Here is a 21,290-nt window from a genome sequence, read left to right as displayed (position 1 = left end):
CTCCTAATTCTTCAACTTAGGGTCTAATGCATCCCGCAAGCCATCCCCAAGGAGATTGAGAGAAAGAATGGTTAACATAATCGCTACACCGGGGAAAGCACAAACCCACCACGCATAACGGATATATTGCCGTCCGCCGCTGAGCATGGCGCCCCATTCAGGAGCAGGAGGCTGTATGCCAAGACCGATGAAGCTCAAGCTCGCGATAGATAAGATCGAGCCTGCGATACACAGCGTTGCCTGAACGATTACGGGCGCCATCGAATTGGGAATGATGTGCCGAAAAATAATGCGGAAATCACTAGCACCAATCGCCCTCGCCGCTTCCACAAACTCTTCATTGCGAATAGCCATGACAGACGCCCTGACGATTCTAGCAAATGGAGGGATATTCGAGATGCTAATGGCAATGAGCAAGTTGGTCATGCTGGGTCCAAGCGCAGATACGATCGCAATGGATAACAAAATGCTAGGAATGGCCAGAAAAATATCCATGATCCGCATGATCGTATTGTCGACTGCTTTACTTCCATAACCGGCTATTGCCCCCAGCACACCACCCGCCACTGCAGCAATAAGAATCGTCGCGAACGAGATAGGAAGAGAAACTCGCGCTCCATGAACAATTCTGGCAAGAATATCTCTGCCTAATTCATCGGTCCCAAGCCAATGGCTGAGTGATGGCGGTTTGAGGCGTAATGCGGCACTTTGCTGAATGGCGACTGCGTTGTAATCAAACAATACATTTGCGAAAATAGCCAAAAGACTGATAATCGCTAATATCACTAAGCCTGCGATGGCCATTTTATTCTTTTTTAAACGTTTCCAGATTGAAACCCACTGGGATTTCTTTTTCTTTCGCACGACGATTTCAGCTGATTCCTTTTCCCTCGGTATGGTGGTTGTATTCATCTCTACACCTTCTTCATCTTGTACTGAGCTCGGATACGTGGATCAAAATAGGCGTACAGGATATCGGTGACCAGATTGATAATGGTAAACATGGTGGCCATGACAAGCACAATGGCTAACACGACAGGCGTATCTTTTAATTTGATGGTTTCCACGAGCAGCCTGCCAATTCCCGGCCACGAAAATACGGTTTCTACCAGAACAGCGCCGCCGATAGCAAAACCAAACTGCAATCCTGATACCGTAATAATGGGGATCATCGCATTGCGCAGCGCATGCTTGATAATGACTGTAAACTCCTTGACTCCCTTTGCTCGCGCCGTTCGGATGTAGTCCTGCCTGATGGTCTCCAGCATGGAGGAGCGTGTCATTCGCGTAATGATAGCTAGCGAGCTGGCACTTAAGGTAATGGCAGGAAGGACTAACGACTTGAAGCCATCGAAGTTTGCCGATGGAAACCACCCTAGATTGGCAGCGAGTATGAGAATCAGCATGAGCCCTAACCAAAAGTTTGGCATGGAAACGCCTATTAAAGCGGCAAACATCGAGACGGAATCAATCGCGGAATACTGCTTGGCTGCGGAAATCGTCCCTAGCGGAATTCCTAAGGCAATGGCAAAAATGAGCGCCGAGCAGGCCAGGATGAGCGTGCTTGGAAACCTCGCTTCGATTTCAGCTGATACAGGCTGCTTGGTTGAGTACGAAATCCCAAAGTCTCCTTGAACGACATTTCCGATGTAGTGGATGTACCGAACAAAAAATGGCTGATCAAGACCAAGCTCCTGTGTCATGGCAGCATGCGCCTCAGCTGTGTAGTTATCACCGAGATACATTTCAACGGGATCACCAGGAGTAAGGTCCATGATGGTAAATACGATTAAGCTTACCCCCAATAAAACAGGCACCAGCATAACCAACCTGCGCAGAATAAATTTGTACATCTGACAACCTCCAAATTTCGAATGGATTCTCCTCAAAAAATCGGCTTTTGCCAGACAGTCAGTTTGTTCGTATCATGCCGACGAACATGATCGGCATGATACGAAGGTCAAACTCTAGTTTTCAAAATACGTGCCGTAGATGGAGTGCGTTTTTCCGGGGTAAAGCCCAAAGCCTTTCACATTTGACTGCATGCCGGCATTTAAATGCTCGATGCCAATGGGGATCAGCGGAAGTTGGTCAGCAACAATCTTTTGTACCTCGGCATAAAGCTGCTTCGCCTCGTTAGAATCTGTGGTGACACTCGCTCTGTCTAATTTTTCATCCACTTCTTTCGTTGCCCAGAAAGAGCGGTTGCCTGAGAGGCCAAAGGCTTGCGTGTGATAAACGGCTCTGAGCATGCTATCTGGATCAATCGATGTTTTCGACATGAAGAACAGATCGTGCTCCCCTTTTCCCGTAGCAGAATAGTATTTTCCTTGTTCCATGGTTTTCACTTCAACTTCAATGCCTATAGCACTAAGCTGCCCCTGAATCACTACTGCAGCATCTCTAGGGACCTGACTATCCGGAACCCAGAGCGTCGTCTTAAAGCCATTCGGGTGTCCAGCTTCGGCAAGCAGGCTTTTCGCCTTCTCTACATTGAAATCATACGTAATCGTGTCTGGCGCAAATCCAAATACGTCTGGCGGTATCATCGTATTGTGGGAAGGTGTCGCCACACCGTTGAAAACGATATCAATAATGTCCTTAGTGTTAAGGGCATACGCGATCGCTTGCCTTACACGCACATCGTCCAAGATCGGCTTTTTGGTATTGAATCCGAGATACCATTCTGTCGTGCTCGTTACCTCTTCCAATGCGAGGTTCTTGTTGCCCTTGACCTTATCCAAATCGGTGATAGCCAAATCATAGGCGAGGTCGATTTCTCCCGTTTCCAGACCAACCGATCTGTTCAGCGCTTCTGGAATCTGCCTGAATATCAGAGTCTTTACTTTCGGTTCTCCCCTGTAATAATCGGGGAACGCTTCCAGAACGACATCGCCGCCAAGCTCCCAGGAGACAAACTTGTATGGACCTGCGCCGACGGGATGCGCGTTGAAATCCTGACCGCTAGTCGCTGCCTTTTTGCTTAGGATGGCTGCAGCATCCAGCGTGAGCCTATACAAGAGGGCATTGAACGGTTTTGAAGTCACAATCTTCACGGTGTAATCATCCACAATGATGATGTCGCTGATAATGAGATAGTTGTAATTTACGCCAGCACTTGCAATGGTTCGTTCAAGGCTATACTTCACATCTTCCGCTTTCATTTCTTCCCCATTGTGAAACTTGACACCCTTGCGAAGGTGGAAAACGGTAGTCGTTTCATTTTCTACTTCCCATGATTCTGCTAGAGCAGGAACCAGTTTCATATTGCTGTCAAGCGCTACAAGCCTGTCAAAAATCTGTGTCGTCACACGATACGAAGCAACGGATGCCTGAATCTGTGGATCCATATAAACCGGTGCATCCGGCACCCCGACGATCAGGGTATCTTTTGGGGCACCAGACCCGCCATTTGCCGTTTCACTTGAGCAACCGGCAATCACGCTGCCTATCAGAAAGACGACGAGCAAGAAAGCGGAAATTTTCTTCACCATTCTCACACCTTTCTGCTTATGTTTTCAAAATATTCAGTATTTTATTGACCTTAAAATGTCTGAGCGGATCTATTGCCAACAAATATTATCCATAAATGAGCTCTCGCGTAAGAAACGAAGTGACCTTTTCGATTCGTTCCTCTATATTTCCCACCAGGGACATTGGCGGCTCGGACAGCGGCATTCCTTTCGAGAGCCACGTCGCCAACTCCGAAACCTCGATGTCGGGATGGCTATCAAACCACCCTTCATTTCGGAACGGTGTGTCCAGTTCAGCGCGGTGAATCTCCCCCCAATACCAGGCGTCTGGATCACTTGCATGAATTTTACTGATCAGACCCGACCAGTCGATACAACCCGTACCCACTGGGCAAAGCAGTCGCGCGAAGCCTCCACCGCTCCATAAGAGGCGTGCATCATCTACGTGGACTTGCCTGATGAAACCGGCGAGACGGTCCGCTGCTGCTATCGGATCCTCCATGCGCACAATCACGTTCACAGGATCGAATGCAGCGCCGAAAAGATCGGGATCCAAAACGTCAAGGAGTCGACGAACCTCCCAAGAGGTGATTTCCTCGTGCGTCTTGATCAGTATGCGTGCCCCTAGCGAACGCAAACCAGGTTCCAGCCGTTTCAGGAAAGAGGAGACCTCGGCCAACTGAGCGGGCCACGCCACGGATGGATCAAAGCGGTCTTCTTCTTTTCCGACAACCAGCATCACATTTTGTTGCCCTAGCCGAAGAGCTGCCTCTGTCAGCCTGAGCAAGCCTTTTGCCAGATCCCCATTCCCAACTTTGCATGCATCCGAGGAGCGTTCAGGCCGGTAGGGATTCAGCATTCCGATACTGAGCCCTAGCGTGATTCCTGATTCCTGTGCCATTTGCCGAATGTCTTCCAGCTCCCACTGATCCAAAGTCGGGCTGGCACTAAGAGCGGTTCCAATGAATGAGCCTTTCAGCCCGTGCTGGCGTGCCTTCTGAATCGAATCCCGTACATCAAAGGACGCACCACAGAGATCCTTCGCGAAAATTCCCACTCTCGTAGGCAACTTGTCAAGCATTGGCCTTTTCTCCCCTCGTAATCCCAAGCTCCTGGCAAATCTTTTCCAAGTGCTGTCTTGACGATTCGATACACTGGATGGCTTCGGGATACTCAAAGCTCTCTGCATGCAGCTGCTGCCAGGACTTGACCGTTCCTTTTCGGATGCGCTCTGTGAAATCGCGAGCCAGCTCAAAATACGCGGAGAATTCTTCTCGTGATAGGTCGGGATGTCCTGCGATCCATTCCGGGTTATACAGCTCTAGGAAATGTGGCTCCCCTTTCACCGCTCCCAAACGAGGAGTATCACATTCGATCGTGACGTTCAGGTCAGGGCGATATTTATTCAGTTCACGCAGCACCGTTGAAAAATCGACCAGCCCTGAACCGCAGCTGCGTGACTGGTAGTAGGCACCATCATCAATCAGTTCGACGTAAGCGTCCTTAAAATGGGTTTGACGCACGTACGGAGCGATACGTTTGGCCGCATAGACCGGATGCTCCCCGCGAATAAAGATGTTCCCGGTATCAAAGACGATCCCTACTACATCATCACCGACCGCCTCGATCAGACGAAGAATTTCAAACGTCGTAATCTCCTCGTGCGTTTCAAGATTGAGATGGATCCCGAGGTCTAAAGCAATGGGCCTTAGCTTCATCAAGAATCGGCGCGTGGCCTCCAGCTGATCTTCCCAGGAAACATCCGTTCGAAAGCGGTCGGTCGTGAATCTTCCTCTGTACTGCTGCTTTATGCCTGCCGTGGAAATCCACAGCTCCCGAATATCGAATTCTGCGCAGGCCTCCATCATTCTACGGAAACCGAGCAGCGTATCCCCATCGCCGATTTGTCTCACTTCTGGCGTTTCCGGAAGTGCATAAGGATTGACTTTGCTAAGGCCCGCTTCCAGATAAAGTCCGAGCTCGTCGGCGCGCTCGCGGACCTCGCGGATTACCGCTCTGTCAAGTGTCGGACTCACATCCAGAATGGTGCGAAAAAACACGCCTTCCATCCCTAGGCTTTTGGCATGATCGAGTGTGCCTACAGGACCTCGCAGCTTTGACTCCGGTATCTTTCTTCCGTCAATTCCAATGCGCATGGATGTTACTTCCTTTCCCTTTTGAAGTGAGAAGCAATCGGTAGTTGAAGTGGTTGTTATTTGATTATTCAGAAAAATAATAGCGAAGTGAAACCTATCTGGAATACGTGGTCAGGCGAAGCACGGCATTCATGAGGACGGTTGTGCCTTCCATGATGTCCTCGGGCGAAGCGTATTCATCCGGATGATGACTCACTCCTTCTCTGCACCTTACAAAAATCATCCCGATATCCGTAATCGCTGCTACCGCCATGGCGTCATGGCCCGCTCCGCTCACCAGTCGCAGCGGCTTCATTCCTCGCTCCTCCATAACCGTTTCGATGGCCAGAACGAATGGCTCTGAGCACGCTACTGCCGGAGAATCCATCACACGGCGGAAGTGACAAGCCAAACTGCGGCGCTGGGCGATTTGCCTAAATTCCTCGATTAATTCCAATAAAGTACTTTGCTTGACATCATCTTGGAGACTGCGAACATCCAGCGTCCCCTCGACCACACCCGGGATCACATTGCTTGCCCCCGGCAGGACTGCCAGCTTCCCTACAGTGGCCACTACGGATTCATTTTTCAGGGCAATCCTTTCGACAGCTTGAATCATTTCGGCCGCTCCAGCCAAAGCGTCTCTTCTGAACCTTACCGGAACGGTTCCGGCATGACCTGCTTGACCTTCTACCCTGAATTCATAACGGGACTGTCCAGCTATTCCCGCTACGACTCCGCACGATTGCCCCATTTCCTCGAGTACGGGTCCTTGTTCAATATGCAATTCCAAATAACCAAGGATCGTTTGCGGATCTCGAGCGGCCCGCCTGTACTGCTCGGGATCGCTTCCAACTGCCCGCATGGCTTGCGCAACCGTTATGCCCTCGTGATCCTGCGCCTCTAAATCTGGTTCCCTCAACGTACCTGCAATCGCCCTGCTTCCCAGGAACGTGGTATGAAAACGAGTTCCTTCCTCATCACAAAAAGCGATGACTTCAATCGGGTTTTTCGTGATGGTTCCGCTCTCTTTGATGGCATGCACTACCTCTATCCCAGCGATCACCCCAAGGATTCCATCATATTTTCCGGCTTCGGCAACAGAGTCCAGATGAGAACCAATCAAAAGGACTGGCGCATCCGGGTCCATCCCCTCATATCGTCCGATGAGGTTATTGACCGCATCCCGGCGAACCTTCATTCCCGCTTCCTCCATCCATCCGGCAACAAGCAGGATGGCCTGTTCGCTCTGTTCCGTAAAGGAAAGACGGGTCACCCCTCGTCCTGGCTGGCTGCATTGGGCCAATGCTTCTATTCGCCCAATCATCCTTTCTGCATGGATACACTTCTGCAAGGCTTCCAATCTTTCCTCACCTCGTGTGATCAGGATTGTTCTAGACAAAGCGATGCTGGCTGACTGGTTAGGAAAGGATTCTGTTGATCGTGAGAATATTGAAGTGAGAATCCCGCGCATGCTTGGTCACGATACTTTTGGCTAAGCTTTCATTCTTCTCTTCAATGGCTTTCACGATTTGCAAATGCTCCTCTACCATTGTTTTTAGGCTGGATTCCTTTAGGGCCTGGAATAGTCCACGCTGCAGCTTCTGGATCGTGCTTTCGAGCAAAGCTGCCAGCTGCTTATTTCCGCTGACCTCTCCCAGATACGAATGAAAACCGATGTTGACCTTCATAAATTCTTTCCTAGCCTCCACGGAATCCACATCGAATTCCCGAAGCGCCAGCTCCTTAAACCGTTCCAGCTGGCTTTTGGTGATGTTCTGAATCGCCAATTCCACGCATGCCTTCTCGAGAATGATCCTGAGTTCAAACAAATCCTTTAGCTCCTGAAACGAGAATTGCGATACCATGTACCCTTTATAAGGGATTACATCCACCAATCCTTCAAACTTCAACCCATTTAGCGCTTCTCTTACCGGTGTTTTACTGACCTCAAGCTCAGCTGCCAATTCTCCTTCCCGGAGGAACGTTCCTGGAGGAAGTTCATCATAGATGATTTTTTGTTTTAAATATTGATAGACGCTTTCGGCTCTTGATTTTTGCTTATCCTCCAAAATGGTAATCACCCCTAGGGTTGAACGATCATATCCCAAACATATGCCAGCGATATATCTTTCATGTATCGTTCTTTTTTGTTTTGTTACCGGATGCACACTCCGTTCTTCCTATTCTGCCGCCTGTACCGGATGCAGGATCATCTGCTGCGTCATTTCAATAAACTTGCGGACGCAATACGGCGCGTACTTTTCACTTTTCCAGATCAGCCCCAGCTCCAGACAAATATCCGCATCCTCCAACGGACGGGCTACCACTGCTGAATGACCCAGCTCACCGCAAATCTTGCTCGGAAGAAATGTAATCCCCAGCTTCGCCTCCACCAGCTCGACCAGAAAGTCCTTTTGGGAGCTCTCACAGACGATTTTTGGAGTGAAGCCTTGCCTGGCATACTCTTCTAATATCCGATCGTGCAGCGAAAAGTCTTTCCGATACAGGATCAGCGGTTCCCCTGCCGTTTCCGAAATCCGGATATTTGGCTGCGCAGCGAGTCTGTTCTCCTGGTGAACGACAAGCATCAGTGGATCCTTCAATAATTTCATGGCCTCAAATCCGTCGCTGTGCTTTGGATAACTGCAGACCAGTCCAACATCCAGCGAGCCTTCCTCGATTCCCTGTTTGATCATTTTTGTGCCCACTTCGGTCAGGCGAATATCAATCTCGGGATACATGGCTTTGAACTGAATGATGAGCTTGGAATAAAAGGCCGCTCCTACGATGGGAGGAATCCCGATCCGAATCTCGCCCTTTTTGATTTCCATAACGTCGTTTAGCTCCGACTTGAGGTTTTGAAACGATTCCAGGACGTTTTGGGCGTTTGTCAACACTGCTTTGCCCGCGTCCGTCAGCTCGAGCTGTTTCGTCGAACGATAAAACAGCGGGACGCCCAGATCCATTTCCAGATTCTTGATCGCTTTACTGATCGACGGCTGGGAAACATACAAGGCTGCTGCTGCTTTGGAAAAGCTCAAATGCTTGGCCACTTCAGAAAAATACGCCAGATGACGAATGTCCACAGGAAGTCCCCCCATCCTTTATAACGTAATTGCATAAAGAATTTTCTGAATATATATTTTTACTATAATGACCCTTATTGTACAATACATACAAGTCAGCTGCGTGGGTTTTGCGCGTGCTCAATTACAGTGATTTTACGTTTTCCGAAGAAAAAGGAGGAGAGATTACATGGAGCAATACGTTGAGATCGGAAGCCTGCGCGTTTCCCGCATTCTACATGCATTCATTGAAAACGAAGCACTCCCAGGAACCGGGGTATCCCGTGAGCAATTCTGGTCCGGATTTGACAAATTGATTCACGACTTGACTCCCCAAAACAAGGCGCTGCTTGCAAAGCGCGATCACCTGCAGCAGCAAATCGACAGCTGGCATAGGGAGCACAAAAGCTCGTTTTCATTCCCGGAGTATAAGGCGTTTTTAGAAAGGATTGGCTATTTGGAACCGGATGTAGCCGATTTCGAAATAGATACGGAAGGAATTGACGACACCATCACGCTTCAGGCAGGTCCGCAGCTCGTCGTTCCTGTAAACAACGCCCGCTATGCGATAAATGCCGCGAACGCACGGTGGGGAAGTCTCTACGACGCGCTGTACGGAACCGATGCAATCGAAGAAGATGGCGGTGCCGAACGCGGCAGCTCCTACAATCCGGTGCGCGGAGAGAGAGTCATCGCCTTTGCCAAGCAGTTCCTCGATCAGACCGCGCCTTTGCCATCCGCATCCCATACAGAAGCGATCCAGTATTCCATCTCCGCTGGGAGACTGATCGTCGAGCTTCGCAACGGGCAAACGACGACGCTGACCGATGCTTCTCAATTGGCAGGGTATACAGGAAATGCTGCGAACCCTTCCGCAATCCTGCTGAAGCATCACGGGCTACACTATGAAATCCAGATCGACCGCACCCATCCGATCGGAAAAACGGACGCCGCGGGAGTAAAAGACATCCTGATGGAATCTGCTCTGACCACGATCACAGACTGTGAGGACTCTGTAGCAGCTGTTGATGCAGAAGACAAAGTGCTGGTGTACCGCAACTGGCTGGGCCTGATGAAAGGTGATTTGTCGGCTGCTTTTCAAAAGGGCGAAAAGACGATAACCCGAACCTTGCAGCCCGACCGTTCGTACATTTCCTCTACGGGAGAAACGATTACCTTGCCAGGGCGCTCTCTTCTCCTCGTTCGAAACGTCGGTCACCTGATGACCAACGGAGCCATTCTGGATAAAGCAGGACAGGAAGTGCCGGAGGGAATCATGGATGCCGTCATAACCAGTCTGATTGCCAAGCACGACCTGCTGCGCAACAGTCGCTTCGTCAACTCCGCTAAAGGCTCTGTTTACATCGTCAAGCCGAAAATGCACGGTTCGGAAGAAGTAGCCTTTGCCAACGAACTGTTTAACCGGGTGGAAGACTTGCTGGGACTTACCCGCCACCAGCTGAAAATCGGGGTCATGGATGAGGAACGCCGCACTTCGCTCAACCTGAAAGCATGCCTTTATCAAGTGAGAAATCGGATCGTATTTATCAATACTGGCTTCCTAGATCGGACAGGTGACGAGATCCACACTTCCATGGAAGCTGGACCGATGATCCGCAAAAATGAAATGAAGTCCACACACTGGCTGCAAAGCTACGAGCAGTCCAATGTAAGCATCGGACTCGTTTGTGGGCTGCAGGGCCGCGCCCAAATCGGAAAAGGCATGTGGGCGATGCCTGATTTGATGAAGGAAATGCTGAAGCAAAAAAGCGGTCATCTCCTTGCGGGTGGAAATACCGCCTGGGTGCCTTCCCCTACAGCTGCCACTCTTCACGCCCTGCACTATCATCAAATCGATGTCAACGAGGTGCAAAATAAGCTGAAAGTATCCATTCGCGATTACCGAGATGACATCCTGCAAATACCGGTGGCCACCGCTCCACAATGGACGCAGGAGGAAATCCAGCAGGAATTGAACAACAACGTCCAGGGCATTCTCGGCTATGTCGTTCGCTGGGTAGAGCAAGGTATAGGCTGCTCGAAAGTACCGGACATCAACAACATCGGGCTGATGGAAGACCTTGCTACCCTGCGGATCTCCAGCCAACATATCGCTAACTGGCTGCGCCATGGCGTGGTCAGTGAACAGCAGGTTCTCACCACGATGAAAAATATGGCCAAAGTCGTAGATCAACAAAATGCGGGAGACCCTGCGTACAGACCGATGGCTGACGATTACGAGGACTCTGTCGCCTTTCAGGCAGCAGTAGAGCTCGTTGTCAAAGGATGCGAGCAGCCAAACGGATACACAGATCCCATCCTGCACCGCAAGCGCTTGGAGTTTAAGGCGAAGCTAGCAAGCAAGGTTTAGCCCTTTTTCCCTTTTTCACTAGGCAAATAAAAGCAGTGTGCTCGCAAGCGATCGCAAGCACACTGCTTTTTGCACTGCAGCTTTTGTGGTGCAGCTGGTTCATCGAAATGTGAGAGTGGTTGGAGCTTACACAGGAGCAGAGCTGCAATCCTTGCTTAGGACTCTCCTAAGGGTCATTTCTTTTTATTAGGGAATCAAATTGATAGGAGTGAGGTGTAGGACAACGCTTTTCGCTCATTTCTCACTTTCAATAATTGGGCAACGATACTGACGCTGATCTCTTCTGGACCCTCCGCTCCAATCTCCACCCCTACCGGAGAATAGACCCGATTTGGAAGTCTTGCGGGTGCAAGTAATCTCTCCGTTCTTCTTCTTGGCCCCAAAACCCCTAAATAAGTTACCTGCTGCTCGATGAGATGGTTTAAGATCGTGCGGTCTCGATCAAAATTGTGGGTCATAATCAACACATAGCTGTGATCGGCTATCTTGCCTTCCTTCAAAAATGTTTCCGGATGCTCCACGATCAGCTGATGGGCACTCGGGAAGTACTTGTCACAGCATCTGCTGCTTCGCGGATCGATCACCGTTGCCGCAAAATCCATCTTCTCTGCCAATTCTACCAGTGGCTCCGCGTCGGGCCCTGCACCAAATATATACAATCTATCTTTCGGTTCATAGATTTCCAGTAAAATCGTGTTCTTCCATTCTTCCTTCTCTATTAACGCGAAACTCTTGTTCGTTTGGATAAAATTTTTAATGATACCATGAAAATCCGGGTGACTCTGTTCGTTTCCGCTAGGAAGCCATCTTCCGTTCTGTGAGGGAAGGAAAAACGGGGTGATCGCCCTCTCCCCGATTCCCCTCGCGCATAGTATTTTTTCACCTGCGTCCAGTAAGGCCTCCAGCTGCTCCCATGTAGAATTCCAGGCTACCGGTTCCACATAAATGGTAATTTTGCCATTGCATCCCGCACTTTGGCCCCAAGAAAGTGCGTCGCCTGCTCGTAAATCATACGAGATGGTTTGCGGCACTTTGGATTCCATCACTTCCTGGGCACGATAGGCTAAATCATTTTCCAAGCACCCCGCACTAATCGTTCCGTATGGTTCCTCCGCTACGAACAACATTTTTGCCCCCGCATGCCGATAAGCAGAGCCTTCGACACGGATGACGGTTGCTATGGCCATAGGAGAATATGGATGCGCCTTCATTACCTTTAGCAGTCGATAAAATTCTTTCATTGACCCTTCCCCCACTTTCCCACAGGATGTCTAGATCGATCATGGAAGTGCTCGGTTGCCAAAAAGCGGCTTCCGTTTTTCTACAAAGGAGAGACAGCCTTCATGAAAATCAACAGGGTCTACATATTTCCACGGAGCATGGGTCTGCTGCTCGCATAAGTGGACTGCCTTCTTAACCGCTGCCAGGGAGGCCATGGACTGGTCTGCCATGATGCCAGCCGTTTTCAGGCAAGTATGCTCAAGCTCTTCACGATTTTCCACGAATACATTGACTAAACCTAGTTGTTTGGCTTCATGGTAATCATAGATTTTTCCTGTATACACCAACTCTTTCGTGCGACTCGGTCCGATCAGTCTGACGATACGCTGCACAAAGGATGGCCCCAATGTAATGCCAAGTCTCCCAACCGGTATTCCCATTTTGGTATTTCTGGTACCGATACGAATATCGCATGCGAGGGACAGGATAAAACCAGCACCCATGGCCGGCCCATCGATGACACCGATGACAGGCAAGGAGATATTTTCAATCGCTGCCATGGCCTCCTCCATTTTTTCAAAGGCAGCATTTGCTTCATCAGCGGTCATTTGGGTGAATTCTCTGATGTCTGAGCCGGCAGAAAATTGCCCACGTGCTCCCTTTACAATGACAACCTTGTTTTTGGGGTTGGACTCGACGCTCTTTACCAGTCGCGCTAATTCCAGCCACATGTCTGAAGTCAGTGCATTGCGTGAGGCAGGACGATTCATCGTAATAATCGCCATTTTCGATGTTTCCTGCAGGGTAATTTTTCCGTCTGTCACTCTTTTAATCATGACGCGCATAGGTATCCACCCTCTTACAAAGAAATAGAATCGAGAGGAGCATGTCTTGGATCATCATGCTCCTCGTCCTCTTTCGTTTCTCTATCTACTCAATCGCGTTGATTTCTCTACCTGTCCTATCAACAGCAAATAGGGCAAAGACGACAGCCGCGATCGCGCCAATAATCCCAAGTGCCAAGGCCATCGTAACAGAGCCGGCGATCTTGATAGCAATCAGCGGGAACAACCCAGCACCTAAGCCACGACCCACGTAGTAGCAAACGTTATTCCCCGTTGCGCGAAGTCTAGTGGGGAAGAATTCAGACATCCATACGCCCAGCACTGCGAATCCAGCGTAGCCTGCATTACAAATCATCAGGCTCCAGAACATAGGGGAAGACAAGAAGTTTTCTCCGATGGCTATGTTTCCCGTTAAAGCGAGGATCAGGAACGAACCGAAGCCAATCAGCCCCACAACGGCTCCCCAGAAAAACGCCCATTTCCGATTTAACTTATCCGAGATGTAGCCAACGATTACGTAAGCGATCCCTGTGATGAACAAAGCGATCAAAACAATTACGCTGGTGAGATTGAGTGGGACTCCTGCTTCTTTCAGCAAGAAGGTAGATTGATACGTAATGGTTTGATAGGAAATGATGAACACAGCCGTTGAAACGATCATGAACATGGTTGTGCCATAAGCCAGGCCGTTTTTGAAGATATCGACCAAAGGAACACCCGTGCGTTTTAATTCTACAGGCAGCGTTCCTGCGCGCAGCTTCTCCCGATACTCCAGCCACAGCTTGGATTCCGGCAGGTAGAAAATCGAAGCAACTCCGACAATGACGCTCAGTACACCCAGAATGAGAAAGGCATCGCGCCAGCCTTCATCAGCGCCAAATGCTTGAAGGCAAAAATAGGTGATGATAACGGTTACAATTTGGCCGACAACAAACATCGATTGGATGAGTCCGCCCATGGTCCCCCGTTTTTCAGTTTTCCAGCACTCGGTAAACATGGTGAAGACCAAACCAAATTGACCGCCAATGCCGATCCCAGCAAAAATTCGGGTGATCAGGAAAATGTCATAGCTATGGATGAAAGCTGCTAATATAGCACCTACCCCGTAAATGAGAACGCAGAGAGCATACGACCAGCGGCGACCGATGACATCACCGAGCCAGCCGAATAAGAATCCGCCTACCAAGGATGCCAAGCCTTGCCAAGTAAGCACAGTTACCATATCAGCAGTCGTGACTCCGAGTGATTTGGAGATGTAGACCATCGGGTATGAAATCAAATTAAGTTCAATACCATCAAATAGCGCACCCAAGAAAGCGAAGAATACCACTAAAAGCGTTTCATTCCGCGTGTAAACGGAAGTCGCGTTCAGTTTCAGACTTGTGTCAGCACCGAAACCCATTCTTATTCACCTCTTTTGGTTAATGGACGGATAAACGATTCACCATTCCCTGCCATCACAATCCGTTTACTATAAGCATGCTTAGTGGTAAGATTACAGGGAATATCTTGAAATGGGGTTTTCTCTGTTTCAGGATGATTCCTTTTTGTCCCCCGACTGAAAGCGATTTCAGAAACATTCGTAATCCTCGGGCAGAGTGAACGTGTTTCTGTATGCGCTCTCGTCGGGAGTTTTTTTATGCTTACCGTTTACTTCGATTCACGATGCAGTTCTTTCCATACATTTTCTGCCGATAATGGGAGCTGCCGAAACCGAATGCCGAGTATATCATTCACCGCAGCGGCTACAGCTGGAGCAATTGCAATGATTCCGCTCTCTCCAATCCCCTTCGCTCCAAACGGCCCTGCACCGTCGCGATTTTCAATGAACTTGCTAATGAATTCTGCTGGAATATCCATGATAGTCGGCACACGATAATCGAGGGCACCGCCATTTACTAATCGGCCTGAATCGTCATAAACCATCTGCTCCATGAACGTGTGGCCCATCCCCATGATGGCTGCGCCTTCTTCCTGCGCTTCCGCCTGCAACGGATTAATGATGCATCCCACATCACTTACGTTCACAAGCTTGTTTGTGTAGACTTTACCGCTTTCTGTGTCTACGCTCACCTCAGCGGCAGTGAATACAATTTCCCAGAAATCTGCCATCCCGCCTACTGGATGGCCTTCTATTTTACTTCCTTTGTAGGTCCCGTTTCCCACAACCTCACCCATATTTGGACCAAAGTATTCGGCGAGGATGTCTGCATAGGAAAGGGATTTTCCGTAAGCCTCTATTGTTCCCCTAGAAATCACCACCTCCTCTTGGGAACCGTCTGCAAAGAGCTCATGCGCCATCTCTGTCAGCTGTTCTTTTATGTCATGACAAGCAGAGACGACTGCATTTCCCATAGCCACGGTAGAACGACTGCCTGCCGTTGCCGTATCAAAAGGTACAGCACCAGTATCCGCCATAATGAGTGAGACTCGTTCCATCGGTACCCCTAGTGCTTCCGCCGCGATCTGCCCCATCGTGGTACGTGCTCCCTGCCCCATTTCAGAGGTACCCACTGAGACCGTAACACTTCCATCCGCGTGCAGCTTTACGATTGATTTGGATAGAGAAGCGGGAATCGGATTTTTAATTCCGATGGCGATCCCGCGGCCGATGCCATCTGGTTTCTCTGTACCCCACCCAATCGTCTCGGCTGCTTTACGCAGTCCTTGTTCCCAATCTCCATCAACTGGCCTGTCGCCGGGTACCAATATTTCCCCTTTTTTAGGCAGATTTCGCAACCGAATCTCGAGCGGGTCAATACCCAAAACCTTGCTTGCTTCGTTCATCTGGGATTCTACCGCCCAAACAATCTGCGGCATTCCAAACCCTCGAAAGGCTGTACTCGGCACAGTATGCGAGTAGACGGCACGACAATCGATACGAGCATTCGGCGTCACGTATGGCCCACATCCGAGATAGCTTGATTTGGAAGCAACCCGCGGCGCGGTATCCGCATATGCTCCGACCAGGAATTCAACCTTCACATCCTGAAATTGAATTTTGCCTTCGAGATCAAATCCCGTGTTCATCGTCACCCTGGAGGAAGAACGTCGTGCCGAGAAAAAACCTTCCTCTAAAGACAAGACGATTTTTACCGGCTTGCCAGTATGCAGAGCAAGATAGGCGGTAAGTGGCTCAATCTTCGGATAGCCTTTGCCCCCGAAGCCTCCTCCGATTGCGTTTCCGATCACCCGTACTTGGGAAAGCTCCATGTGTAAAGCCTTCGCTACAACACGACGCAAAATGAAAGGATGCTGGATCGGACTTCGAACCGCGACTCCACCATTCTCGGGATAACAAATGCAGGAGAAGGGTTCAATCGGAAAGTGGTGAATCATCGGGAACTCATACACATTTTTCAGCGTGAAGGAAGCCGGGCTATTTTTCGCTTCAACATCCCCCCACCCAAATCTCCAGTTTCCACAGATGTTAGAACCAAGCTCTTCATGCATACCGATACTATCTGGGTTTACGATCGGAGCATCTGCTCGCAAAGCATCATCTAATTTCGTGACAGAGGACAGCTTTTCGTACTCTACCTTGATTTTTTTGAGAGCTTTCTGTGCCGCCTCTTCACTGTCTGCCAGTACTACCGCCACCGGCTCCCCATGGTAGTTCACCACTCTATCCGCAAGCAGTGGCTGATCCTGTTTGATCGGTCCAAAGCGCGGAACAGGCTGCGGCATATCAGTCGAAGTGATGACGTCATACACGCCGGGGATCTTTTTCGCTGCTGAAGCGTCCACATTCACGATTTTGGCATGGGCATGTTCGGAGCGAAGCAATTTTCCGTACAGCATTCCCAGCATCTTCTGGTCAATCACATAATCCAAAGTGCCGGTTACCTTTTTTAATGCATCGGTGCGTTTTATGTCCTTTCCGACAACGTCAAACTCCATGATTTCACCCCGGTTCCTTTCTACATAGCCTTGAGAGCTACTCTTCATTTACGATTGCAACTGCCCTGCACCAAGCACCGGATGCATTCGCGATTTTTACAGGCAAGGCAGAGACCGTAAAGCCGTAGGGACGAGGGAGTTTATCCAAATTCGCCAGTTTTTCAATCTGAATGTACTCGCGTTTTCTGCCATACATATGCGCTGGCCAGAGCAGGCCTTTGTCTTTCCCCGCTTTTATGTCCTCTGCCATGTATTTCACAGATCGATCCAATCCCCAAGCATCAATGCCAATGCATTTGATTCCTTGCTGGACCAGCCAATCCGTCCCTTCTTCGCCGAGTCCTGGCTGACTATCGACGTAGCGTGATGTGCCCCAAAGCTTATCCGTACCCGTATGTAGGAGAACGATATCCCCTTTGCTCAGCGTGTAGGAGATTTTTTCGAGCGCTGTTTTAAGATCGAAGACGGTGATCTCTTCCCCTGCTTGTTTGTGTCTGACATCTATGACTACCCCCGGACCATAGCACCACGCAAGCGGAACCTGATCGATGGTTTTCGCAGGTTTTCCCTCCGTCGTAGGACCGAAATGCCAGGGAGCATCCACATGTGTACCGGAATGGGTGGTCGCTTCGACGATCTCATTTGCGAGCCCCATGGAATCCGGAAAATCTGTAGGATCTACTTTTGCAAGTGCGGAAAGACGTCTTGCACCAGCTGCATGATCAAAATGGATAATTTTCGGTGGATACGGCTCACTCGCGTAGTTTTCCAGCGGTAAGCTCAAGTCAATGATTTCAAAGGACATACCGACACCTTCCTCGTCTACGATTTAGCAGCGTTCGCTTCCCTGATCTGTTTACCTGCAGCTGTCACGGCATCCATAATCCGGTAGTATCCGGCGCAGCGGCACAGATTTCCCGCCAATGCTTCCCGGATGTCCGCTTCACACGGGTCATTATTTTCCTGGAGCAATGCTTTTGCCGACATGATCATTCCCGGGATACAATACCCGCACTGAACCGCTCCCTTTTCAATAAATGCCTCCTGCACGGGATCAAGCTCACCGTCCTGCACAAGCCCTTCGATGGTTTTCAGCTCGCAGCCATTGATCTCAGGCGCCAATACGATGCAGGAGGTTACTGCTTTTTCATTGAGAATAACCGTGCATGCCCCACACTCGCCTTCTTCGCAGCACAGTTTGGTGCCAGTTAAATCAAGCTGATCCCGCAGCACTTGTGCCAATGTATGATACGGCTTGACCTCGATCGTCTTTCTTTCCCCATTCAGTGTAAAATGAAGCTCTATGAGGTCCGTACTCATTGCATCACTTCCCAACGATTAGTGGAAATCTTGTTTTATTTCTGAATTCTTCCTCGGCAGATATGGATTGCCTTGCGTGTGAAAGTCTTTATCATGGCAAGGCGATATTCACGACTCGCACGCAAGTCAGAGATCGGATTCGCTTGTTTTACTGCTTCGTCCAGAGCAGCATCTAGGTTTACTTGCTCATCCCTGACCATTTTCTCAGCAGCATGCGCCCGAAATGGAACTGGTGCTACTGCCCCGAGTCCGATTCTCACCTCTCCAGACAGAGCGACTAATGCTGCCGCTCCCACGATGGTTAAGTCTGCGCCATCTCTGCGTGACGATTTCAAGTAGCAGGAACCAGAATTCGCAGGAGGATTAGGTACGAAAATGCTTTCTACTATCTCACCCTGCTGCAAATCCGTTTTTCCCGGCCCTTTCATGAATGCTTCTATAGGCACGGTTCTCCGCTCTTTCTTGCTGACAATATGGATCACGGCATTGTAAATCAGAAGAGCCGGAATCGCATCTGCTGCAGGAGAGGCGTTGCACAGATTACCAACCAGGGTCCCTTTGTTTCGGATCTGCGTGGACCCAATTTTGTTGACCGCCTCGGCAAGCGCAGGGAACCTCTCGCGCACTACGCTATGTTTCTCGATGGCAGAGAGGGTAGTGAGTGCTCCGATCATAATCCCATCCTGGCAAAAGGTGATCTCATGATTCAGCTCCCTAACGCTTTTGAGACTGATTACTTTGCTCGGAGTACGTTTTCCGATGCGTATATGATTCACCAGGTCTGTGCCGCCAGCCAAGAGTGCGGCCGTATTTCCGCCTTCCTCTAGCATTTCAAGAAGTTCTACCAAGCTATCGGGTTCGCTGTAAGAAAATTCAATCATCGACAATCCTCCCGTGACACTACCCAATACTCACTGCAACACCGGGTATTTTTTAACGAGCTGAACAAATTCCTCGTCTGTTAAAATTCTTTTCTTCTCGATTCCCATGTTTTTCACATCCGTGAGAAGCTGCTTCTTTGCTTCCTCGTCAAGTGTCACTTGCAGCTCTTGCAGGCGAACATTGATCGATGTCATTCCGCTCTTCTTGCCCAATACCAATTTTGCTTGACGTCCGAGATATCCGGGATTTAACGCAAACATGGCGAGTGGATGCTTGAGCAGGGTATCTGCCCCGATACCCGATTCCCGGGTGAAATTGGCAGTGCCTACAATGGGCTTGTTTACAGCGAGCGGGAAATTCGTATAGTGCTCAACCAACTCAGATAATCCCATTAATTTTGGAATATCTATCCCCATATCTTTGCCGTACAGCATTTGAATGCCAGCAGCCACTTCTTCCAAGGCGGCGTTTCCTGTGCGCTCGCCCATCCCATTCACACAACAATGGACAACCTCTGCACCTGCTGCTACCGCTCTGAGAGAGTTGGCAACGGCTAAGCCAAAGTCGTTGTGTGTATGGATCTCTACCGGAAGCCCACCCGTCTTCTCCTTCACGAATTTCACCATATATTCTGTTGCTTCTGGCAAAATGCAGCCCATCGTATCGACAATACCTACGGAGTCTGGCAACGTTTCGGCCGTAACTTCTGTTAACAATTTTTCGAAGTCTGCCTCGTCTGCCCTCGTCGTATCGTAAGGAAAAAAGACGGTATACAGCCCCAGCTCTTTTGCTTTTTTTATGGCGGTAATGCTAGATTCAATTACGCGGTCTACGGACCAGTTGAATTGCAAATCCAATTTGGGTTTGCCAATCGGCAATTCGATGATGACCCCATCGACCCCGCATTCCAAACACATGTGGATATCTTCTTCTTTTGCTCGGACAAAGCCGAAGATTTTCGAGTCCAAGCCAAGCTTTTTGATATCCACAATCGCTTTTCGATCTTGCTCCGAAACGGCAGGCATTCCCGCCTCGATCCGATGGACTCCCGCCTCTCCCAATCTCCGGGCAATTTCCACCTTCTCCTCTGGCTTTAGCACGACACCCGCTGTCTGTTCCCCATCTCGCAGGGTCGCGTCATGAAGCTCTACTTTGTGTGGGATATGAAACTGCTGCGTTACTTCTTCCTTAAAATTGAAATGACTGACCCACCAATTTTCGTTCTTCCAGCTGCTCGTCATGATCTTCTCCATCCCTTTCCTTTCTCATTTATGTGAAAATAGGACCCTCATCGAAAATGAGAAGCGCTATCCACTGGCGAATGTAACCGCTCACATGAAGGGGCGTTTTTACCCCTTCGTTTCCTTCGAGATCGTTTCGAACAACTTTGCTGTTTTCAATTTGTGCGCTCTCACCAATTGCTCTGTTTTCACTCCGTCTTTTGCTTCGATTGCTTGAATAATCGCATCATGCTCGGCTACAGCATCATGCATTCTCTCCGGATGAAAGGCAAAGATCGCCTTCGTCCAATGCCCCTCCCACAGATTGAAAATCATATCAAAGAGAGTCGGATATTGAGCATTTTGATACATGAATCGATGAAAATCTTTGTTTGCTTGACCAAAGCGTTCGTCATCCGCTTCGTTCGCATATTGTCTCATTTGTTCGTTCATGACCTTGAGCTGCTCTATTTTATCGGGATCAAGATGGGCGATCGCTTCTCTTGCCGCCAACCCCTCCAGTACAGCGCGAATATCGTAAATTTCCTTTATTTTTGTAGAACTGAACGTCTTTACTTGTGCCCCTTTATGTGGGAAAAACTCGACCAAGCCTTCCGTTTCCAATCGCTTGAGACCTTCACGCACAGGAATGATGGAGATGTTTAGCTCAGCTGCGATCTTCGTGATGTTGATGCTCTCCCCCATTGCCAGCTCGCCGTCTATAATTTTTTGTTTCAGTACCTTGTGGACGATATCTGATTTCGTTGTGTAAACGTTTGCTTCATTTTCTTGAACCAATGATTTCACCTCGATTTATCCGTTTCGTATACTATATATCATATATGATTTTTGGTC

General features: G+C 49.4%; 18 protein-coding genes. 1 reads left to right on the top strand and 17 read right to left on the bottom strand.

Features of this window, described 5'->3' with window-relative positions; translation table 11 throughout:
- Positions 1-3: 3 nt before the first annotated feature.
- The 8 genes from EDM59_RS05090 to EDM59_RS05055 all read right to left on the bottom strand — a co-directional run bounded on the left by EDM59_RS05090 (position 4) and on the right by EDM59_RS05055 (position 8,697).
- Entirely contained in the window at positions 4-912 is a 909-nt protein-coding gene (locus tag EDM59_RS05090) for an ABC transporter permease (RefSeq protein WP_122922602.1), read from the bottom strand.
- Positions 913-914: 2 nt separating this feature from the next.
- Entirely contained in the window at positions 915-1,853 is a 939-nt protein-coding gene (gene nikB / locus EDM59_RS05085; protein ID WP_122922601.1) for a nickel ABC transporter permease, read from the bottom strand.
- A gap of 114 nt (positions 1,854-1,967) precedes the next feature.
- On the bottom strand, positions 1,968-3,494 hold the full coding sequence (locus EDM59_RS05080) for an ABC transporter substrate-binding protein (RefSeq protein WP_122922600.1): 1,527 nt from the start codon (positions 3,492-3,494) through the stop codon (positions 1,968-1,970).
- A gap of 85 nt (positions 3,495-3,579) precedes the next feature.
- Entirely contained in the window at positions 3,580-4,554 is a 975-nt protein-coding gene (locus tag EDM59_RS05075; RefSeq protein ID WP_183192808.1) for a sugar phosphate isomerase/epimerase family protein, read from the bottom strand.
- Positions 4,547-5,629 carry a sugar phosphate isomerase/epimerase family protein gene (locus EDM59_RS05070; protein WP_122922598.1) on the bottom strand — a complete coding sequence of 361 codons (1,083 nt, stop codon included), beginning with the start codon at positions 5,627-5,629 and terminating at the stop codon, positions 4,547-4,549. Before EDM59_RS05070 ends, EDM59_RS05075 begins: the two co-directional genes overlap by 8 nt.
- 94 nt (positions 5,630-5,723) lie before the next feature.
- On the bottom strand, positions 5,724-6,971 hold the full coding sequence (locus EDM59_RS05065; protein WP_122922597.1) for an allantoate amidohydrolase: 1,248 nt from the start codon (positions 6,969-6,971) through the stop codon (positions 5,724-5,726).
- 58 nt (positions 6,972-7,029) lie between these two features.
- Entirely contained in the window at positions 7,030-7,680 is a 651-nt protein-coding gene (locus EDM59_RS05060; protein ID WP_183192807.1) for a GntR family transcriptional regulator, read from the bottom strand.
- Positions 7,681-7,791: 111 nt separating this feature from the next.
- Positions 7,792-8,697 carry a LysR family transcriptional regulator gene (locus EDM59_RS05055; RefSeq protein WP_122922595.1) on the bottom strand — a complete coding sequence of 302 codons (906 nt, stop codon included), beginning with the start codon at positions 8,695-8,697 and terminating at the stop codon, positions 7,792-7,794.
- Between the two features lie 169 nt (positions 8,698-8,866).
- On the opposite strand from EDM59_RS05055, the gene EDM59_RS05050 reads away from it, so the two are divergent.
- Positions 8,867-11,047, top strand: coding sequence for a malate synthase G (locus EDM59_RS05050; protein ID WP_122922594.1), 2,181 nt, complete (start codon positions 8,867-8,869; stop codon positions 11,045-11,047).
- A gap of 194 nt (positions 11,048-11,241) precedes the next feature.
- Here the strand turns inward: EDM59_RS05050 and EDM59_RS05045 are convergent, their stop codons facing one another.
- The 9 genes from EDM59_RS05045 to EDM59_RS05005 form a co-directional block, all read right to left on the bottom strand.
- Positions 11,242-12,288, bottom strand: a complete 1,047-nt coding sequence (locus tag EDM59_RS05045) for an XdhC family protein (RefSeq protein WP_122922593.1) — start codon at positions 12,286-12,288, stop codon at positions 11,242-11,244.
- 39 nt (positions 12,289-12,327) lie between these two features.
- On the bottom strand, positions 12,328-13,113 hold the full coding sequence (locus tag EDM59_RS05040; protein WP_122922592.1) for an enoyl-CoA hydratase/isomerase family protein: 786 nt from the start codon (positions 13,111-13,113) through the stop codon (positions 12,328-12,330).
- A gap of 85 nt (positions 13,114-13,198) precedes the next feature.
- The gene (locus EDM59_RS05035; protein ID WP_122922591.1) at positions 13,199-14,515 is read right to left on the bottom strand and encodes an MFS transporter; all 1,317 of its coding nucleotides are present in this window, start codon (positions 14,513-14,515) and stop codon (positions 13,199-13,201) included.
- A 248-nt stretch (positions 14,516-14,763) separates the two neighbouring features.
- The gene (locus tag EDM59_RS05030; RefSeq protein WP_183192806.1) at positions 14,764-17,013 is read right to left on the bottom strand and encodes a xanthine dehydrogenase family protein molybdopterin-binding subunit; all 2,250 of its coding nucleotides are present in this window, start codon (positions 17,011-17,013) and stop codon (positions 14,764-14,766) included.
- 37 nt (positions 17,014-17,050) lie between these two features.
- Complete coding sequence (locus EDM59_RS05025) at positions 17,051-17,818, bottom strand: cyclase family protein (RefSeq protein ID WP_122922589.1); 768 nt, start codon at positions 17,816-17,818, stop codon at positions 17,051-17,053.
- 17 nt (positions 17,819-17,835) lie between these two features.
- Positions 17,836-18,333 carry a (2Fe-2S)-binding protein gene (locus EDM59_RS05020; protein WP_122922588.1) on the bottom strand — a complete coding sequence of 166 codons (498 nt, stop codon included), beginning with the start codon at positions 18,331-18,333 and terminating at the stop codon, positions 17,836-17,838.
- Between the two features lie 35 nt (positions 18,334-18,368).
- Positions 18,369-19,214 (bottom strand): FAD binding domain-containing protein, encoded by an 846-nt coding sequence (locus tag EDM59_RS05015; protein ID WP_122922587.1) that lies wholly within the window; start codon positions 19,212-19,214, stop codon positions 18,369-18,371.
- 30 nt (positions 19,215-19,244) lie between these two features.
- The gene (locus EDM59_RS05010; protein ID WP_122923379.1) at positions 19,245-20,456 is read right to left on the bottom strand and encodes a LeuA family protein; all 1,212 of its coding nucleotides are present in this window, start codon (positions 20,454-20,456) and stop codon (positions 19,245-19,247) included.
- A gap of 108 nt (positions 20,457-20,564) precedes the next feature.
- On the bottom strand, positions 20,565-21,242 hold the full coding sequence (locus EDM59_RS05005) for a GntR family transcriptional regulator (protein ID WP_183192805.1): 678 nt from the start codon (positions 21,240-21,242) through the stop codon (positions 20,565-20,567).
- Positions 21,243-21,290: the final 48 nt, after the last annotated feature.

This window comes from Brevibacillus nitrificans, assembly GCF_003710965.1.
Lineage (GTDB): Bacteria > Bacillota > Bacilli > Brevibacillales > Brevibacillaceae > Brevibacillus > Brevibacillus centrosporus.
This window is presented reverse-complemented; position numbering and strand designations above follow the sequence as displayed.

Excerpts from the sequence above, each read along its gene's own strand:
- EDM59_RS05045 (WP_122922593.1), bottom strand. The coding sequence starts at position 12,288 with ATGAAAGAATTTTATCGACTGCTAAAGGTAATGAAGGCGCATCCATAT.
- EDM59_RS05035 (WP_122922591.1), bottom strand. The coding sequence starts at position 14,515 with ATGGGTTTCGGTGCTGACACAAGTCTGAAACTGAACGCGACTTCCGTT.
- EDM59_RS05080 (WP_122922600.1), bottom strand. The coding sequence starts at position 3,494 with ATGGTGAAGAAAATTTCCGCTTTCTTGCTCGTCGTCTTTCTGATAGGC.
- EDM59_RS05015 (WP_122922587.1), bottom strand. The coding sequence starts at position 19,214 with ATGATTGAATTTTCTTACAGCGAACCCGATAGCTTGGTAGAACTTCTT.
- nikB (WP_122922601.1), bottom strand. The coding sequence starts at position 1,853 with ATGTACAAATTTATTCTGCGCAGGTTGGTTATGCTGGTGCCTGTTTTA.
- EDM59_RS05010 (WP_122923379.1), bottom strand. The coding sequence starts at position 20,456 with ATGACGAGCAGCTGGAAGAACGAAAATTGGTGGGTCAGTCATTTCAAT.
- EDM59_RS05030 (WP_183192806.1), bottom strand. The coding sequence starts at position 17,013 with ATGGAGTTTGACGTTGTCGGAAAGGACATAAAACGCACCGATGCATTA.
- EDM59_RS05020 (WP_122922588.1), bottom strand. The coding sequence starts at position 18,333 with ATGAGTACGGACCTCATAGAGCTTCATTTTACACTGAATGGGGAAAGA.
- EDM59_RS05050 (WP_122922594.1), top strand. The coding sequence starts at position 8,867 with ATGGAGCAATACGTTGAGATCGGAAGCCTGCGCGTTTCCCGCATTCTA.
- EDM59_RS05070 (WP_122922598.1), bottom strand. The coding sequence starts at position 5,629 with ATGCGCATTGGAATTGACGGAAGAAAGATACCGGAGTCAAAGCTGCGA.
- EDM59_RS05090 (WP_122922602.1), bottom strand. The coding sequence starts at position 912 with ATGAATACAACCACCATACCGAGGGAAAAGGAATCAGCTGAAATCGTC.
- EDM59_RS05025 (WP_122922589.1), bottom strand. The coding sequence starts at position 17,818 with ATGTCCTTTGAAATCATTGACTTGAGCTTACCGCTGGAAAACTACGCG.
- EDM59_RS05040 (WP_122922592.1), bottom strand. The coding sequence starts at position 13,113 with ATGCGCGTCATGATTAAAAGAGTGACAGACGGAAAAATTACCCTGCAG.
- EDM59_RS05075 (WP_183192808.1), bottom strand. The coding sequence starts at position 4,554 with ATGCTTGACAAGTTGCCTACGAGAGTGGGAATTTTCGCGAAGGATCTC.